Below are 18,445 nucleotides of genomic sequence, written 5' to 3' on the forward strand. Positions count from 1 at the left end.
TGCGGGTCACTCCTCCAGCGCGGACGCCGCCCGGACCAGCTCGGCGATGTCCATGGTGTCGATTTCGGCGGCCCGGTCGGCCGCGGCGGGGGCGGGGCCGGACGGGGATCCGGCCAGCCGCAGCAGGGCGTCCAGCAGGCCGGACTCCCGCAGCCGCGCGATCGGTACGGTGTCGATCCGGCGGCGCAGCGCGGCCTCGTCGGCGTCCTCGGAGAGATCCCGCCCGGTCCTGTCGTCGTCGGGCAGCATCGCGCCGAGCAGATGCCCGGTCAGCGCCGCGACGGTCGGATGGTCGAACACCGCGGTCGCGCTGAGCGTGACACCGCTCAGCGTCGTCAGCCGGTTGCGCAGCTCGACCGCGGTCAGGGAGTCGAAGCCGAGATCGCGGAACGGCAGGTCGTCGCCCATCGCGCGCGGATCGCCGTGGCCCAGCACCACGGCGGCCTCGGCCCGTACCAGACCTGCGAGCACCTGGCCGCGCCGCTCGGCCGGCAGCGACGCCAGCCGGTCCACCAGGGCCGACGGGGCCTGCGCCGCCCCCGCCCGCACCGGGCGGCGGGCCGGGGCCCGGACCAACGACCGCCACAGCGGGGCCGGTTCGGAGGCGCTCAGCGCCGCCACGTCGAGGCGCAGCGGCACCGCCACCGGCAGATCCAGCGCCAGCGCCGCGTCGAACAGGGCGATCCCGTGTTCGTCGGACAGCCCGAGCACCCCGGTCCTGGCCATCCGGGCCAGATCCGTCCCGCCCAGATGGCCGGTCATACCGCTGTCGCGCGCCCACAGCCCCCACGCCAGCGACACCCCGGGCAGGCCCAGCCGCCTGCGGTGCCGGGCCAGTGTGTCGAGGAAGACGTTCGCCGCCGCGTACGACGCCTGTCCGGCGTTCCCGGTGACCCCCGAGGCGGACGAGAACAGCACGAACGCGTCCAGGTCGAGACCGCGCGTCAGCTCGTGCAGATTCCAGGCGGCGTCCACCTTCGGCCGGAGTACGGTGTCGATCCGGCCGGGGGTCAGCGACTCCAGCACCCCGTCGTCGAGCACCCCGGCCGCGTGCACCACCGACCGCAGCGGCAGGTCCGCCGGGATGTCCCGGACGACGGCCGCCAGCGCGTCACGGTCCGCCGCGTCGCACGCGGCGAACGTCAGCCGGGTCCCGAGGGCCGCCAGGTCCGCGCGCAGCTCCTCGGCGCCCGGGGCGGCGGCGCCGCTCCGGCTCACCACCAGCACCTGCCCGGCCCCGGCCGCCGCCGCGTGCCGCGCCACCAGTGCGCCCAGATGGCCCGCCCCGCCGGTCACCAGCACCGTGCCGGACGACAGCGGCGGCTCGGGCAGGGTGATGACCACCTTGCCGGTGTGACGGGCCCGGCTGAGGTGCCGGAACGCCTCGCGCGCCCGGCCCGCGGGCCACACCCGTACCGGCAGCGGCCCGACCGCGCCGCGCGCGAACAGCGCCAGGACCGCGGCCAGCATCTCGCCGATCCGTTCGGGCCCGGCCTCCAGCAGGTCGAATGCCCGGTAGAAGACACCGGGCCGGCCGGCCGCCACCTCGCCGGCGTCGCGGATGTCGCGCTTGCCGATCTCGATGAACCGGCCGCCGGGCCCCAGCAGCCGCAGCGACGCGTCGATGAACTCACCGGTCAGCGAGTTCAGCACCACATCGACGCCCCGGCCGCCGGTGGCGCGCAGGAACGCCTCCTCGAAGCCGGTGGTGCGCGACGACGCGATATGGGTGTCCGGCAGGCCCATCGCCCGCAGGGTGTCCCACTTGCTCTCGCTCGCGGTCGCGAACACCTCGGCGCCCAGATCGCGGGCCAGCTGTACGGCGGCCATGCCGACGCCGCCGGTGCCCGCGTGCACGAGCACCCTCTCGCCGGGCTTCAGTTCGGCGAGGTCCCGCAGACCGTAGTACGCGGTGAGGAACACCACCGGGACGGCCGCCGCCCCGGTGTACGACCAGCCGTCGGGGAGGGGGACGAGCATCCGCCGGTCGGCCACCGCCACCGGGCTGAACGAGTCCTCGACCACCCCCACCACCCGGTCGCCCACCCGAAGGCCGGAGACACCGGCGCCGATCTCGGTCACCACGCCCGCGGCCTCACCGCCCATGTTGGTCTCGCCGCCGCGCATGTCGAGCGTCACCAGCACATCGCGGAAGTTCAGCCCGGCGGCGCGCACCCGCAGCCGGACCTCCCCGGCGGCCAGCGGGCGCCGCGCCGCGTCGTTGGGCACGGCGTCGAGATCGTCGATGGTGCCCGCGCGGCGCACACCGAGCCGCCAGTCCGGCTCGCGGGGAAGGGCGATCGCGGTGTCCGGCGCGGCCCGCACCAGACGCGGTACGAGGACCGCGTCGCCGCGCAGCGCCACCTGCGGCTCCCCGGCCGCGACCGCGAGCGGCAGCCCGGCGAGGTCGGTGGGACCGACGTCGGTCGGGTGCGCGGGACCGGCGTCGACCAGTGACAGCCGGTCGGGGTGCTCCGCCTGCGCGGAGCGCAGCATTCCCCACAGTGGCGCCGCCTCCAGACCCGCGGGGTCGTCGTCCCGGACGCTCACACCGCCCCGGGTCAGCACCAGCAGCCGGGACCGGCCGAGCCGGGGATCGGCCAGCCACCGCCGCGTCAGCGACAGCGCCTCGGCCAGTGACGCGCGTACGGCGGCGGGCACGTCCGGCGCCGGGCCGGCGGCCTCCGCCACGGACCGGTGGGGCCAGACGACGACATCGGGGACCGGCCCGGTGCCGAGGGCGTCGAAGAAGGCGTCGGGGCCGGCCACCGAGGCCGCCCGTACACCTTGTTCACGCAGGACGGCGCCGATCCGGCCGGAGCCCTCCAGGACGGTCCAGGACAACGACCGGTCCACGTCGCCCGGTTCGGCCGTCACCCAGTCGGTGGTGAACAGCGAGTCGCGCGTTCCCCGGCCCGCCGCGGCGGCTCCCGCCGCCGTGATGGCCGCGGCGGACAGCGGGCGCACCGTCAGCGAGTCGACCGTGGCGACCGGCCCGCCGTCGGTGTCGAACACCTCCACCGACAGCGCGTCCCGGCCCCGGAGCACGAGCCGGACCCGCAGCGTCCGCGCGCCCGTCGCGGCGACCCGTACCCCTTCCCAGGAGAACGGCAGTCCCACGGTGAACCCCTCGCCGCCGTCGCCCGCGGTGGCCAGGACATGCAACGCCGCGTCGAGGAGCGCGGGGTGCAGCGTGTACGTGTCCGCCGCCGCGTGCTGCCCCTCGGGGAGGGCGACCTCGGCGTAGAGCGTGCGGCCGTCGCGCCAGGCCGCGCGCAGCCCCTGGAACACCGGGCCGTAGCGCAGCTCCCGCTCGGCCAGCCGCTCGTACACCCCGGAGATGTCCACCGGCGCGGCGCCCGCGGGCGGCCAGGGGCCCAGCGGCGGGCCGGCCGTTCCCGGCGCGGACGCCAGCGCGCCGGTCGCGTGCAGGGTCCACGCGCCGCTGTCGTCCTGCCGTACGGGTTCCGGACGGGAGTGGACCGTCAGCCGGCGCCCGCCGTCGTCCGTGGGCGCGTCGTCGTCTGCGCGTGCGCCGACGACGACGCGCAGCTGTACGGCGCCCCGCGCGGGGAGCACCAGGGGTGCCTGGAGCACGAGTTCGGCGATCCGGCCGCTGCCGAGGTGGTCGGCGGCGCGGCCGGCCATCTCCAGCACGGCCGTGCCGGGAACGACCACGGTCCCGGCGACGGTGTGGTCGGCCAGCCAGGGATGGGCCGACAGCGACAGCCGGCCGGTGAGGGTGGTGGTGCCGTCGGGGGAGTCGATCACCGCGCCCAGCAGCGGATGCCCGGTCGGTGTCTGTCCGGCGCCGGTGACGTCGTGGGCGCTGCCGGGGTCGGGTTCGAGCCAGTAACGCGCGCGGTCGAAGGCGTAGGTCGGCAGGGGCACCGGGTCGCCGGAGCCGAGCACCGCCGGCCAGTCCGGGTCCACGCCCGCCACCTGGGCGCGGGCCACCGCCTGGACGAACCGTTCGGCGGCGGGCTCGTCACGGCGCAGCGTGCCGAAGGCCACGGCGTCGCGGCCGGCCCGCGCGATGGAGTCCACCATGGCCGGGACGAGCACCGGATGCGGGCTCACCTCGGCGAACACCCCGTACCCGGCGGCCAGGGCGGCCTCGTGGGCCCGTGCGAAGAGCACCGGCTCACGGAGGTTGCGGTACCAGTACTCCGCCGTCAGCCCGGCGGTGTCCAGCGGTTCGCCGGTCAGGGTGGAGAAGAACCGGACGGAGGAGGAGCGCGGCCGGACCTCCGCCAGATCGGCGAGGATCCGCTCGCGCACCCGGTCGACCTGCGGGCTGTGCGAGGCGTAGTCGACCGGGATCATCCGTGACCGCACCCCGGACCCGGTCAGCTCGCCGTGCAGCTCCGCCAGCGCGTCGGCGTCCCCGGACACCACGGTCTGCGCCGGGCCGTTCACGGCGGCGATCCCCAGACCGGGATACCGGTCCAGATGTCCGGCGACCTCGTCCTCGGCCAGCGGTACGGAGAGCATGCCGCCCGCGCCGGAGAGCGCGGTGAGGGCCTGGCCGCGCAGCACGACGACACGGGCCGCGTCGGCCAGGGACAGCGCCCCGGCCACATGGGCCGCGGCGATCTCGCCCTGCGAGTGGCCGATGACCGCGGCGGGCCGGATGCCCGCCGCCCGCCACAGCCCGGCCAGTGACACCATCACCGCGAACAGCACGGGCTGGACGACGTCCACCCGCTCCAGCGGCCAGACGCCGCCGGTCACCGCCTCGCGCAGGTCCCAGTCCGTCAGCGGCGCGAAGGCGGCGGCGCACGCGTCGATGCCCTCGGCGAACACCGGGGACGCGGCGTACAGTTCACGCCCCATCGCGGCCCACTGCGCGCCCTGGCCGGGGAAGACCATCACCACGCCCGGCGCGGCGACGGCGGGGCCCGAGACCACATGGGCCGCCGGGTGTCCCCCGGCGAGCGCCGAGAGCCCCGCCAGCAGTTCCTCCCGGCCGGCGCCGGTGACCACGGCGCGGTGCTCGAACCCGGCGCGGGTGGTCGCCAGCGACCAGCCCACGTCGGCCGGCCGGACGCCGGGCCGCTCGCGCACCGAGGCGAGCAGCCGCTCCGCCTGTCCGCGCAGCGACGCGGCGGACTTCGCCGACAGCACCCACGGCACCACCCCGGCGACGAGCGGGGGCGTTGCCGGGGGCCCGGACCCGGGGGTGGACTCCACGTCGGACTCCGGCGCCGGCTCCGGTGCGGAGGGCGCCTGTTCGAGGATCACATGGGCGTTGGTGCCGCTGACACCGAACGAGGACACACCGGCGCGGCGCGGTGCGCCGGTCTCCGGCCACGGCCGGCTCTCGGTCAGCGGCACCACGGTCCCCGCCGACCAGTCGACATGACTGCTCGCCCTGTCGATGTGCAGTGTTTTCGGCAGCACACCGTGCCGTATCGCCATGACCGTCTTGATGACACCGCCGACCCCGGCCGCCGCCTGGGCGTGCCCGATGTTCGACTTGAGCGAACCGAGCCACAGCGGCCGGTCCGCGGTCCGCTCCGCGCCGTAGGCGGCGATGAGCGCCTGCGCCTCGATGGGATCGCCCAGCGTCGTCCCGGTGCCGTGCGCCTCGACCGCGTCCACCTGCTCCGGGGTGAGCCGCGCGTTCGCCAGCGCCTGGGAGATCACCGCCTGCTGGGACGGGCCGTTGGGCGCGGTCAGGCCGTGCGACGCGCCGTCCTGGTTGACCGCCGAGCCGCGTACCACCGCCAGCACCGGATGGCCGTTGCGCCGTGCGTCGGACAGCCGCTCCACCAGCAGCATTCCGACGCCCTCGCCCCAGCCGGTGCCGTCGGCGTCGTCCGAGAACGCCTTGCAGCGGCCGTCCACGGACAGCGCGCGCTGCCTGCTGTACTCGACGAACGTGCGCGGCGTGGACATGAACGTGGCGCCGCCCGCGAGCGCCAGTGAGCACTCCTCGCGGCGCAGCGCCGCCATCGCGAGATGCAGCGCCACCAGCGACGACGAGCACGCGGTGTCCACCGTCACGGCGGGCCCGACCAGGCCGAGCGTGTACGCGATCCGGCCGGACGCGACACTGCCCGCGCTGCCGTTGCCGAGATAGCCCTCCAGCCCGTCCGGCGGCTGCGGCAGGCGCGTCGCGTAGTCGTTGTACATGACGCCCGCGAACACACCGGTCCGGCTGCCCCTGGCCCGCGCCGGGTCGATGCCCGCGCGCTCGAACGCCTCCCAGGACGTCTCCAGCAGCAGCCGCTGCTGCGGGTCCATCGCCAGCGCCTCGCGCGGGCTGATCCCGAAGAACGCCGGGTCGAAGCCCGCGGCGTCCTGGAGGAAACCGCCGTGCCGGGTGATGGAGGTGCCGATGTGCTCCGGGTCGGGGTCGTGGAGCGCCTCCACGTCCCAGCCCCGGTCCGCCGGGAACTCCACCACGGCGTCACCGCCCCGCTCCAGCAGCCGCCACAGATCCTCCGGCGACTCGACACCGCCGGGATAGCGGCAGCCCATCCCGATGATCGCGACGGGCTCGTGCTCCCGCTCCTCGGCCTCGTGCAGGCGCCGCCGCGTGCTGCGCAGGTCGGTGGTGGCCCGCTTGAGGTAGTCGCGGAGCCTGTCCTCGTTCTCCATCTGGCGTGTACTCCCTAACAAGCGGTACGGACGGTACCGGGCCGGCCGGTGGCGGCCACCCGGCGGCTCTCAGCCGTGGGTGACGAGGGTGACGAGTTCGGAGACGAGCACACCGGGCCGCTCACTGGCGTGCTCCAGCACCCGTACGGTCTCGTCGAGCAGACCGAGCACGGTGTCCGGGTCGAACAGGTCGCGGTTCAGGACGGCGAAGCCGGCCAGCTCGTCCGGCTTCTCGCCGGGAAGCAGATGGACCGCCAGATCGACCGGCGTGGAGAACTCCCAGTCGAAGCCGAACTCCGTCGCCTCCACGCCCGGCAGCACCAGCGCGGCGTGCTCCGTGTCCACCAGCTGGAAGAGCACCGGCACGGCGGGGTCGGCGGCCAGGTCCCGGCCGGGGTCGAGCTCCCGCATCGCCACGAGCAGCGGCAGATCCTGATGGGCGGAGCCGTCCAGGACACCGTCGCGTACGCGCGCCACCACGTCCTCGAAGGCGAGGTCGTCGCGCAGCTCCGTCCGTACGGCGATCAGCTTGGCGAACGAGCCGATCAGCGGCTCCAGTTCGACCCGGTCGCGGCAGGCCACCGGGGTGCCGACGCTGATCTCGTCGACACCGGTCCGCCGGCGCAGCACCACGGTGAACGCCGCCAGCATGGTCATGAACAGCGACGCGCCGTTACGCCCGCTGAACTCCCGCGCGGCCCGTACGGTCCGCGCCGGGACATGCCAGGACACCATCCGGCCGCGCCCGGCCCGCTCCGGGGTGCGCGGCCGGTCGGTGGGCAGCCGTACGGGCCGCATCCGCTCGATCCGCGACGCCCAGTACCCGCGGTGCGGGTCCAGCTCGTCGCCCGCCGTCGAGGCCCGCTCCCAGGAGGCGAAGTCGCGGTACTGCACCGGAAGCGGCGGCAGCGCGGGCCGGCCGCCCGTCAGCAGCGCCGGGTAGATCGCCGAGATCTCCCGTACCAGCAGCGCCTGTGACCAGCCGTCGGAGGTGAGATGGTGCTGCACGACCGACAGGACGTGGTCGTCCGCGGCCAGCCGCAGCAGCTTCACCCGCAGCAGCGGGTCATGTGCGAGGTCGAAGCCGCGGGAGACCTCGGCCGTGGCGAGTTCCCGCGCGCGGTCCTCGCGCGCGCCGGCCGGCAGCCCGGTCAGATCGGCCAGCTCGACGGCGAAGGCGCCGGCGTCGCGCACCGTCTGGACGACCTGTCCGTCCTGCTCCCGGAAGGACGTCCGTACCGCCGAGTGCCGCTCGGCCAGCAGCGCGAACGAGCGCCGCAGGACGTCCGCGTCCAGCTCGCCGCGGAGCCGGAGCACCAGCGGCGGGACGATGAAGGTGCTCCCGGAGGCGGCGCCGGGGTCCGAGACGAACAGGTTCTCCTGCGACAGCGACAGGGGGACCGGGCCGTCGTGCCCGGCCGGCGCCAGGGCGGGCGCGGACGGCCGCCGGGCGGCCGACGCACGGGCCACGAGCGCCCCGAGCGTCGCGGGGGTCCGGTTGTCGAACACCGCTCTCAGCGGCAGCTCCGCCCCGAACTCGGCGTTGATCCGGGCGATGATCCGCGCCGCGATCAGCGAGTGGCCGCCGAGGGCGAAGAAGTCGTCCCCGGCGCCCACACTGCCCGCGTCCAGCAGCTCGGCGAAGATCTCGCACAGCCGGGTCTCCTCGGGGCCGCGCGGCGCGACGTAGTCCACGTCCAGCACCCCGCGCAGCAGCGGCGCGGGCAGCCGCGCGTGGTCCACCTTGCCGCCCGCGGTCAGCGGCAGCGCGTCGAGCACGACGAACGCCGAAGGCACCATGTACTCGGGCAGCCCCGCGCCCACATGCGCGCGCAGCCCCTCGGTGAGTTCCTGGCCGCCCGCGCCCGCGCCGGGATGCGTGGTGAGATAGGCGACCAGCCGCTTGACGCCCGCCGCGTCGTCCACCGCGACCACCACCGCCTGCCGGACCAGGTCGTGCCGCTCCAGCACCGCCTGGACCTCGCCGGGCTCGATCCGGAAGCCCCGCACCTTCACCTGGTCGTCGATCCGGCCCAGGAACTCCAGATCCCCGTCCCAGCGCCACCGCACCAGGTCGCCGGTACGGTACATCCGGGTGCCCTCGGCGAACGGGTTCGGCACGAACAGCCGGTCGGTGAGTCCGGGCCGGCCGAGATAGCCCCGGGACAGCCCGGCGCCCGCGACACACAGCTCACCCGGCGCGCCGGTCGGCACCGGTTCGAGGTTCTCGTCCACGACGTACAGCAGTGTGTTGGCCACCGGGCGGCCGACCGGCGCGGACCGCGGCCAGTCCTCGCTGCGCCGGGGGAACGTGTAGGCCGTGATGACATGGGCCTCGCTCGGCCCGTAGTGGTTGTGTACCCGCAGCTCCGGATGCCGGTCCGCCAGCCGGCGCAGCGGGGCGTCGAGCGAGATCCGCTCGCCCGCCTGCGACAGCTGGCGCAGCTCCGGCAGGACGGCGCCGGTCCGGTCGGCCTCCTCGGACAGCGCCTGCACCATGACGTTCGGCAGGAAGACCTGGTTGATGCCGTGGTCGGCCACCCAGCGGGCGAACGCGGCGGCGTCACGGCGGATGTCGTCGTGCGGCAGATACACCGACTCGCCGTACAGCAGCGAGGAGAAGACCTCCTGGAGGCTGATGTCGAAGCCGAGCGCGGCGAACTGGGCGGTACGGGTGGCCTCCGTCGCCGCCATCACGGTCTTCTGCCAGGTCACCAGGTTCACGATCGGCCGGTGCGGCATGAGGATGCCCTTGGGCACGCCGGTCGACCCCGAGGTGTAGATGACATAGGCCAGGCTCGTCACACCGGCCCCGCTCACGGGCGGGTCGGCGGGCAGCCCGGCGAAGGCGCCGGGCCGGTCGACATGCACCAGGACACGCTCCGGACCGCCGCCGTCACCGTCACCGTCACCGTCACCGCCACCGGTTCCGGGCAGCGCGGCGGCCGATTCCGTGTCGGTCACCACCAGGGTGAGCCCGGTGTCGGCGAGGACGAACTCGATCCGCGCGGCCGGCAGCGCCGGGTCGATCGGCACGTACGCCGCGCCCGACTTGAGCACACCCAGCATGCCCTCGACGATGCCGAAGCCGCGGCGCACACACAGCCCGACGAAGGTCTCCGGGCCGGCGCCCAGCGCGCGCAGATGGTGGGCCAGCCGGTTGGTGCGCTCCTCCAGCTCGCGGTAGGTGAGCCGGTTCCCGTCCGACACGACCGCCACCGCGTCCGGGGTACGCCGCGCCTGCGCGGAGAACAGCTCGTGCAGCGGGGCCTCCGGCAGTTCGAGCCGTACGCCCTGCCAGTCGGTGAGCAGCTTCTCCCGCTCGCGGCGGTCGAGCAGGGTGATCGCCGAGACCGGCCGGTCCGGGGCGTCGAGCGCCTGCGCCAGGCCCACCGTGAAGTGGTGTGTCAGCAGCCCGACGGTCTCGGCGTCGAACAGTTCCTTGCTGAAGATGACATGCCCGGTCAGTCCCTCGTCCCCGGTGTTCTCGACGAGATGGAGTTCCAGATCCATCCTGGTGAAGATCAGGCCGTAGGAGAACTCCTCGCAGCGGGCACCGGGGAGGACGAACCGGTTGGGAGCGGCGCCGGTGAGCTGGAACAGCAGCTGCACCAGCGGGTTGTGCGACAGATCGCGCTCCACCCGGAGCGACTCGACGATGTGCTCGAAGGGCAGCTCCGAGTGGCCGTAGGCGCCGGTGGTGACCGTACGGACCCGGCCGAGCAGCTCCCGGAAGGTCGGGTCGCCGGACAGATCGGTACGGAAGACCAGCGTGTTGGCGAAGAAGCCGATCAGCGGCTCCAGTTCGGCGCGGGTGCGGTTGAGGATCGGCGCGCCGACCGCGATGTCCTGGCCGCGTACATGCTTGGCGAGGACGACATCCAGCACCGCCAGCAGGGTCATGTAGAGCGTGGCGCCCTCGGCCGCGCCGAACTCACGTGCCCGTCGCACCAGTTCGGGCGGTACGGAGAACTGGAGCCGGTCGGCCTCGTGGTTCGGCCGGCTCGGCCGGGGCCGGTCGGTACGGAGCCCGGACGTGGACGGCATGCCGCTCAGCCGCTCGGTCCAGTAGCCGACCTGCTTGGTGAGCCGGCGCCCGCTCAGCCGCCCGGCCTCCCACGCGCTGAAGTCCGCGTACTGCACGGCGAGCGGCGGCAGCGCCGGGGCCCGGCCCTCGCTCAGGGCCGTGTACACGGCGGACAGTTCGGAGACCAGCACCCCCAACGACCAGCCGTCGACGCAGACATGATGCAGCACGAGACAGACCACATGGTCGTCCTCGGCCAGCCGGACCACCACGGCGCGCAGCAGCGGACCCGTACCGAGGTCGAACGGCTCGCGCAGCTCTTGCCGTACGATCCGCCGGGCGGTCTCCAGCCGGGTCTCCTCGTCGCCCTCGGCCTCGACCGTACGGCAGACGACGTCCGACCCGTCACGGACCACCTGCACCGGTACGCCGTCCTCGGCGGTGATGACCGTACGCAGCGACTCGTGCCGCCGCACCACGACGGCCAGCGCCTCGGCGAACAGCTCCGGATCGAAGGCGCCGCTGATCCGCTCGGCCACCGGGCAGTTGTAGGACGGGTTGTCGGGCATCAGCCGGTCCAGGAACCACATGCGCCGCTGGGCGAACGATGCCGCCAGCGCCCCGCTCCGGTCCACCGGTACGGGCCCGCCGCGCCCGCGCCCGGAGCGGCCCGCGGGGGCGGGGGTGCGTCGGCGCGGCGTCCGGGCGGCGTGGTCGTTCATCGTGGTCACCTTTCACCGGTGTCGGAGGCTCGGGCTCGGCGGCGACCGTTCGCCTCACACCGGCACACCGCCACGGCATCGTGGGGGAGCGGGAAGGATGCGGGAGCCGGACGCGGGGCCGTACGCGGGGGCCGGTGCGGGGCCCGGGCGCGGGCCGGAGCCGCTACGCCTCGTCGGGGTAGGGGTTGAGCGCGTCGCTCGGGTGGTACTCGACCTCGATGGCCGTGCCGAGGCCCAGTTGGGCGGCGAAGCCGAGCAGCACGTCGAGGGCGATGTGGTCCTCCAGCGCGAAGCCGGTGGAGTCGAAGACCGTCGGGGTGTCCCGCGCCGCCTCCGCGCGCTCGGGCTCGGCGATCAGGGTGGCCAGTTCGGGCCCGATCTCCTCGGGGGCCAGCCGCTGGCACTCGCCTTCCTTGACGGCCTGCTCCCGATGGTCCGGACAGACCAGGGCGCGGCGGAGCAGTTCGACGGGCAGTTCGGTCTTGCCCGGGAGGTCGGCGCCGATCGCGTTCACATGGACATGTCCGAGCATGTCCCGGTCGGGGAAGACCGGTTCGGCGCCCACCTCGGTGGTGGTCGCCGTGCAGATGATGTCGGCCTGCGCGGCGATCGTCTCCGGCGGGGCGGTCCGTACATCGAGGCCGAGGAACTTGGACCGGATCAGGAAGCTGTCGGCGTTGTCCCGGTCGATGTCGTGCACCAGGACCCGCTCGATATCGAACACCCGGCTGAGCGCGTGCAGTTGGCTGACCGCCTGGGCCCCGGTACCGATCAGGCCGACCACTCGGCTGTCGCGCCGCGCGAGCACCGAACTGGCCAGCGCCGACGCGGCGCCGGTACGCAGCGCGGTGAGCACCACGGCGTCGGCGAGGGCGGTGAGCCGTCCGGTCGCGTCGTCGTAACGGGAGACGGTCCCGATGATGGTGGGCAGCGCGCTGGTCGCCGCGTTGGAGGGGGTGTAGCCGACCACCTTGAGGGTGGCGCTGTCACCGGGCGCGTGGTGCGGCATCCACTCCAGGACACCCGTTCCGTTCGACTCACGGACGAAGCCGCTGCGCGCCGGGGAGGTGGCGAGCCGGCCCTCGCCCAGGGCACGGAAGCCGTCCGACAGACGCTCCATCATTTCGTCCATAAATGCGTCACGGCCGACTTTGCGGAGTATCTGCGCAATTTCGGGGGCACTCAGGATGACGGTGTGCAATTACTTCTCCGTGTTTCTGCGCGGGCTGATTCGTGCGTACTGCTGCTCTCTCCCGCAGTGCGTTCAAAAGTAGCCGCAGCGCTCGCCCCGGCGACAGCGAACCCCGGAAAGTCTAAGTAATTCACTAGGGTCGGCCGGCTGCCGCGCGCCGGACCGGACGCGGGAGCCGCGAGGCGGCCCGCGGCCCCTGTCCGGCCTGGTCCCGGGCCTCCGGGCGTCAGTCCCTGACGAAGTCCCGGACCACTTCGGGCGGCCAGGCACCGGCCCTCAGCGCCCCCATGGCGTAGGCGCGGGAGACCAGCGCGGCGCGGTTCGGTACCTGTAACTTGCGCAGCAGAGAGGCCACGTGGTAGTCGACGCCTTGCCGGCTCAGATGCAGCCGGTCGGCCAGCGGCACGGTGGAGAGCCCGGCCGCGATGCCTTCGAGGATGCGGGCGTGGACGGGGCTGAGCATCCTGCCGTCAGGGCCGTCGGCGGCCTCCGGCGCGGGTTCGGCCCGTTCCGTTCCGGTGCCGGGCAGCATCACCATGATGGACGCCTCGTCCGCCGCCCCGCCGCGTACCAGCACGGCTGTCAGTGCGACGGTACGGCTGGCACCGTCCGGCCCCACCGTGGCGATATCGGTGACGAACCGCTCCCGCCGCCCCTCGACCAGGCCGGCGAACTGCCCGGACAGCGCCTGCTGGAAGCCCGGATGGACCAGTTCGCCGAACGCCCGCCCGCAGAGCGTCTCCGGCGAGCCGCCGAAGCGCCCGAAGAATCTCTCGTCGGCCTGCCGGATCGTCAGGGCCAGATCGAGACGCGCCGTACTGAGACGCTCACCGGCATCCCGCGCGTCGGCGCCGGAGGGCAGGGACGGGCTTGTCCCGCGTCGTGGGCGGGGAACCTGCGGCATGGTCGTCCTTTGTGCGGGTGGGGCGGTCGGCGGTACGGGGCGGCCGGCGGGCGACGCGTACCGCCCGCGGGACACCGTGGGACCAACCGGCGGAAAGCAATACGGAAAAGCGGGCTGGACATCGATGACACAGGAGCGGAAGTGCCGCCCCGAGGACGGCCCCGCAGCCGCCCGTACTGCCGGCGACTGCCCTGGAGTTCTTCGAGGCTGCCCTTCGGGTCGCCGGAAATTGCCCTTTCCTGCACCCATCGATTTCCCCGAACGCTTAACCGGAGGAACAAGAAAAAGAATATCTCATTCACTACTGAGCCCAGTTGGGACATCACCGCGCCCCGGGCATTGCCGGGGCACCGGGGAGCCCTCGCGTCCGGTGGCCCCGAACCCGGCCGGACCTCCTCGGCCGTTCGGGACCGGCCACGGGCCGGCCGCGGTGCGGCCGCGCGCTCCGCGAGGAAGGGCAGTCCTGGCGGGAGGGAAGGGCAGACCCATGCCAACGCCCCCTGAAAACTGCTGGGTTGAAGATGCCCCATGTGATAATCACGTCTCCGCCCTGTCGCTGCGGAGATGTCGGCACGTCACCAACGGAGTCTCCATGCAGAAGGTCATCGACTACATCGAAGAACATCGGAAAACGTACGAGAACCACGCGTTCTTCACCAGCCTGCTCGCCGACGAGTCGCTCCCCGGCGAGAAGCGTCTGGCGTGGGGGCCCAGCGTGGTTCCCTTCATCATGGGCTACTCCGACCTGAACAAGTACGTCTTCCGCAAGGACGAGGGCGATGCCCGGCCCGATCAGCTACAGGCCCTTCTCAACGCGCACACCTACGAAGAGGACTTCCACTGGCAGTGGATGCTGACCGACCTGGAGAAGCTGGGGGCCGACAGCGCCATGCCCCTGTCGGACGCCACACGGGTCCTGTGGAGCGCGGACTTCAGCCACTCCCGACGCCTCTGCCTGGAACTGGCCGCACTCGCCGCGGACGCCCCCACGTACGCCGTCTTCGCGATGGTCGAGTCCATCGAGGCCGTCTCCCTCACGATCTTCACCCACTGCCGGGGCATCACCCTGCGGGACGGTCGCGAGTGTGAGTTCTTCGGCACCAAGCACTACATGGCGGAGGCGTCCCACAGCATCAAGTCGCCCGAGGTGGAGCAGAAGAGCCTGCCCTCCCTCGACGACACACAGCGCGAGGAAGCCAAGCGGATGGTCGACCGCACGTTCACACTCTTCGACAACTGGTCCGCCTCCCTCCTGCGCTTCGCCCTGGAAAGCGCCGACCACGAGCGCACGTACCAGAGGGTGATCCAGGAGAGCAAGGACCTACTGCCAGAAGCCGAAGCAGCAGCCGCTGCCGCCTTCTAGCCTCATTCGCCACAGGTCGGCCGCCACCGTCCACGGAGCGGCGAGTCGCGACCTGGGCGGCCCAGGCACCGAACCCGGCCGCGCCGGCCACAGGCCCGAGGCCGGCGGATCGGGTTCGGTGATGTGGCTGCGCGGGAGGAGCCGGTCATTGCTCCGGCACCGCCCACCGCACGCGTCACCTCAGCCCCGCTCCACCGCCGCGTCCAGCCAGTGGCACAGCTGGTACAGTGCGCCCCGCGCCCGCTCGGTGTCGCCGGTGGCGAGGTAGTCGGTCTGGAGACCGGCGAAGGTGGCATTGAGCATCGTCGCCGTGATCAGCGCCGTACGCTCGGGTACGCCGCGCAGTGTCAGGCACGTGGCCACGAATTCCGCTCTCCCTCGGACGAAGTCCGGTACTGCCGTGGGCAGTCGGCCCGCTGCGGCGAGTCCTTCGATCTCGCGGATCAGCCGTGTCATGGGCAGTTCGGCCTCGTCCAGGTTGCGCTCCCAGGCCGATCGTACGACGGCGCTGATCGGCACGGCCGGGTCTTCCCACCCCTGGGTCGTGCGTAGCGCGTGGTGCTGTTGTTCGTCCAGGCGTCGCATGACGGCGATGAGCAGCTCTTCCTTGTCCGCGAAGTGGTGTGTGAGGACGCGGGTGCTCCGGCCCAGTGCCGCGGCGATGCCGCGCAGCGTGAACTGACCGATGCCGGTGTGGGCGAGATGCCCGATCACGGCGTCGAGCACCTCGCGGCGGCGGACCGGGTTGACGGGCCGGGGCATGGCGTCGCCCTCCTCATCTCGGCGGTCTCCGGGGGCACCGTCAGGACCCTCGGTGTGCGGTCACTGTTTCATATCCGGCCTCGCACCCCGTAAGGGAAACATCTGTTACCTTTACTTGGTGAGTGTGGCCTTCCGTCAAACACCGCTCTGGCTCTGTACGTTGACGCTCGCCGCCTTCGCGGTGCAGACCGACGACTTCATCATCATCGGCGTACTTCCCGAGCTCGCCCGTGACCTGCGCGTCAGCGAGGGGGCTGCCGGTCAGCTGGTGACCGTGTACTCCCTGGTCTACGCGCTCGCCGCCCCCGCCTGGGCATTGCTGCTCGCGCGGATCGACCGCAAGCGGGCGTTGTGCGGCGCGCTCGTCGTGTTCGCCGCCGCCAACCTCGCGGTCCCGCTCGTCACCTCGTTCCCGGCGCTGATGAGCCTGCGCGTCTCCGCGGCGCTCGCCGCGGCCGTCGTTCTGCCCGCAGCCCTCGCCGCGGCCGCCGCTTTGGCCCCGCCCGACCGTCGCGGCTGCTATCTCTCCATGGTGATGACCGGGCTGACCGGTGCGGTGCTGATCGGCGTCCCCGCCGGCACGTACATCGGCGACGCCATCGGCTGGCAGGCGACCTTCGTGTTCGCGGGAGTGCTGGGCGCGGCGGCGCTGCTGCCGGCTCTCGTGACCGTGCCGCGCAGCCCTGCCGTGGTGGAACCGAGAACAGGCGTAGGGGAGTTGCTGCGCCCCGTCCTGGACCGCACCGTCCTCGTCGTCCTCCTTGTCACGGTGGTGACCGTCGCGGGGAACCTCGCCTTCCAGACGTATCTCGCGCCCTTCCTGGCCGGCCTCGCCTCGGTGACCCGCAGGCAACTGGCGCTCCTGCTGGTGCTCTCCGGCGTGGCCGGACTCGTGGGGACGCGCCTGGCGGGCCGCTGTGTGGACCAGTACGGATCGCTGCGTGCCCTCGTCGCGGCGGGTGGGCTCTTCTGCGCCGGGATGGCCGCGTTCTGCGGGTTGTGGGTGTCCCGTCCCGTCCCGCTCCTGCCCGTCGCCGCCCTGCTGATGTGGTGGTCGGCGGCGGCCTGGGCCGTACCTCCCGCCGTCCAGGCATTGATGGTCGACCGGGTGGGCCCTGAGAGAGCGACCCAGGCGATGGCCCTGCACAGCAGCTCCGCCTATGCAGGCGCGGCGGTCGGCGGAGGTCTGGGCGGCGTCCTGGTGGTTGTCGACGCCGGTCTCCTCCCGGCGGTGGCCGCCGTCCTGGTGGGGCTCGCGCTCGGGGGCGTGTGGTGGGCCGCGCGGTCCGCCCGGCCGGGGGCGAACGTCCCGAACAGGTCTGCCGGGCCCGGGAAGCCGGAGGCGAACACCGCCGGGAGCGAACACGGTGCGCGGGCGGCCGGGGGGCCACCGGCGGTGAGGGACGGAGAGCTGTGAGGTGGCGGGCACGGTCGGGGAACGGACCGTACCTACGGAGTCCGCGCATCACCGCCGAACCCCATGAGGACGGCGAGCGCGTCGCGACGCCGGGCGGTCTCGGTGAACCCGGCCACGGCCGCGTCGGCAGTGTCCGCGTGACGGCCCTTCGACCGGATCCGGCCCGCCCTGTGGACGGACCGGAGCAGCGTCGCCGCAGTCTTCCGCGGTGTCGAAGGGGGTCTGGTCACCGTCCTCAGACCGGGCACGCGCCTGGCGCTCGTAGCAGCCGAAGACCTGGGCGGCGATTACCTGACGGGCACCCCGTCAGCGGCGGCGGCCGGTGGCCAGGATGACGAGGAACTGGCCGCCGCCCGGCTCGATGGCGGCGGTCACCGGCAGCCCCGGGACCAGCCGGGAGAACCGGTCCACCAGCCAATCGGCCGCCTCCTGGGCGTCCTTCCTGGTCGGGCAGCGGCCCACCATCTCGCGGCCCCCCTTGCGCTCCAGCCTTTCGGCAACGGCGATCAGCGGCGCGGGTTCGACCACGTACAGGTGGTCCGGCCAGGCGATGACCACCTTGACCGCACCCTTGCGGGTGTTGCACCCGCGGTGCGCGAGCCGCTCGGCGACCTTGGCCTTCCGGTCGGCGGTCCGGCTGTCGACACTGGGGCCCCGCGGGTCGTTCACCGACATGCCGGGGTCGACCGTTTCGTCGCACACCCAGCAGCGCCAGCCGTCACTCTCGGCCACATCATCAAGGAGACTCACCCGAGCAACCTAGCCTGCCCGGCCGCCGCACCACACACCAGGGCAGCCGGGCGACACCACAACCAAGATCAATAATCGGACGCGCCAACTGCGCCACAAAGCCTGAGTTCACCCGATCGAGTAACTACGATGCGGCGGAGAAAGGCTCATGATGGCGGCCTCGATCGGTGATGCGCGGGCCACATCCTCAAAGTGGTGCCGTGAGGACTGCTTCGGTTCAGGGCGTCCGGCATGGCATGGGATCAGGGAGATTCTTTGACGCGCGACCGCTTGTCGATGGCCACCTCCGCGCAGCGGGAGCCGAAGGCCGTGCCGGTGGCCCGGGCGGTCAACGCGCAGGGCTGGACGCCCGGGACACCGCTGGACCGGGCCGGTGTGACGGCGCTTCAGCCGGCCGTGGGCAATGCCGTGGTCGCCCGGCTGGTCGAGGAGCAGCGGTCCGCTCACGATCCCGGCTCTGGGCATACGGACGGGGCCGTGCAGCGGTCGGCCGTCCATGAGGTGTTGCGCGGCGCGGGTCGGCCGATGGACGGCGAGCTGCGCCAGGAGATGGAGACCCGGTTCGGCGGCGCGGACTTCTCCGACGTACGTCTGCACACGGGAGCCCAGGCCCGCCGCTCGGCCGAGGAGGTCGGGGCGCTTGCCTACACGTCGGGCAGCAGCATCGTCATCGGTGACGGCGGCCGCCGGAAAGCACACTCT

The 18,445-nt window shown here is 73.1% G+C and carries 8 protein-coding genes and 1 pseudogene; 3 read left to right on the plus strand and 6 right to left on the minus strand.

What is annotated here, in order from left to right; genetic code table 11:
* Positions 1 to 6 precede the first annotated feature (6 nt).
* The 4 genes from DVK44_RS35850 to DVK44_RS35865 form a co-directional block, all read right to left on the minus strand.
* Positions 7 to 6,606, minus strand: a complete 6,600-nt coding sequence (locus DVK44_RS35850) for a type I polyketide synthase (RefSeq protein ID WP_114664723.1) — start codon at positions 6,604 to 6,606, stop codon at positions 7 to 9.
* A 69-nt stretch (positions 6,607 to 6,675) separates the two neighbouring features.
* Entirely contained in the window at positions 6,676 to 11,355 is a 4,680-nt protein-coding gene (locus DVK44_RS35855) for a non-ribosomal peptide synthetase (protein ID WP_114664724.1), read from the minus strand.
* A 163-nt stretch (positions 11,356 to 11,518) separates the two neighbouring features.
* Positions 11,519 to 12,556, minus strand: coding sequence for an ornithine cyclodeaminase family protein (locus tag DVK44_RS35860; RefSeq protein WP_228447528.1), 1,038 nt, complete (start codon positions 12,554 to 12,556; stop codon positions 11,519 to 11,521).
* Positions 12,557 to 12,773: 217 nt separating this feature from the next.
* Positions 12,774 to 13,451, minus strand: coding sequence for a helix-turn-helix transcriptional regulator (locus tag DVK44_RS35865; protein ID WP_114664725.1), 678 nt, complete (start codon positions 13,449 to 13,451; stop codon positions 12,774 to 12,776).
* 592 nt (positions 13,452 to 14,043) lie between these two features.
* Between DVK44_RS35865 and DVK44_RS35870 the strand changes: the two genes are divergently transcribed.
* Positions 14,044 to 14,814, plus strand: a complete 771-nt coding sequence (locus tag DVK44_RS35870; protein WP_114664726.1) for a hypothetical protein — start codon at positions 14,044 to 14,046, stop codon at positions 14,812 to 14,814.
* A gap of 180 nt (positions 14,815 to 14,994) precedes the next feature.
* Here the strand turns inward: DVK44_RS35870 and DVK44_RS35875 are convergent, their stop codons facing one another.
* A complete protein-coding gene (locus DVK44_RS35875) occupies positions 14,995 to 15,576 on the minus strand; it encodes a TetR/AcrR family transcriptional regulator (RefSeq protein WP_114664727.1) in 582 nt (193 codons plus the stop codon).
* Between the two features lie 118 nt (positions 15,577 to 15,694).
* On the opposite strand from DVK44_RS35875, the gene DVK44_RS35880 reads away from it, so the two are divergent.
* The gene (locus DVK44_RS35880; RefSeq protein WP_228447530.1) at positions 15,695 to 16,993 is read left to right on the plus strand and encodes an MFS transporter; all 1,299 of its coding nucleotides are present in this window, start codon (positions 15,695 to 15,697) and stop codon (positions 16,991 to 16,993) included.
* 306 nt (positions 16,994 to 17,299) lie between these two features.
* On the opposite strand, the gene DVK44_RS35885 is transcribed toward DVK44_RS35880, so the two are convergent.
* Positions 17,300 to 17,743: a hypothetical protein gene (locus DVK44_RS35885; protein ID WP_114664728.1), complete on the minus strand. Its 444-nt coding sequence runs from the start codon at positions 17,741 to 17,743 to the stop codon at positions 17,300 to 17,302.
* Between the two features lie 549 nt (positions 17,744 to 18,292).
* Between DVK44_RS35885 and DVK44_RS37545 the strand changes: the two are divergent.
* Positions 18,293 to 18,425 (plus strand): annotated as a pseudogene (locus DVK44_RS37545) (eCIS core domain-containing protein); the annotation flags it as partial.
* Positions 18,426 to 18,445 lie beyond the last annotated feature (20 nt).

Origin of the sequence: Streptomyces paludis, assembly GCF_003344965.1 — a bacterium.
Lineage (GTDB): Bacteria > Actinomycetota > Actinomycetes > Streptomycetales > Streptomycetaceae > Streptomyces > Streptomyces paludis.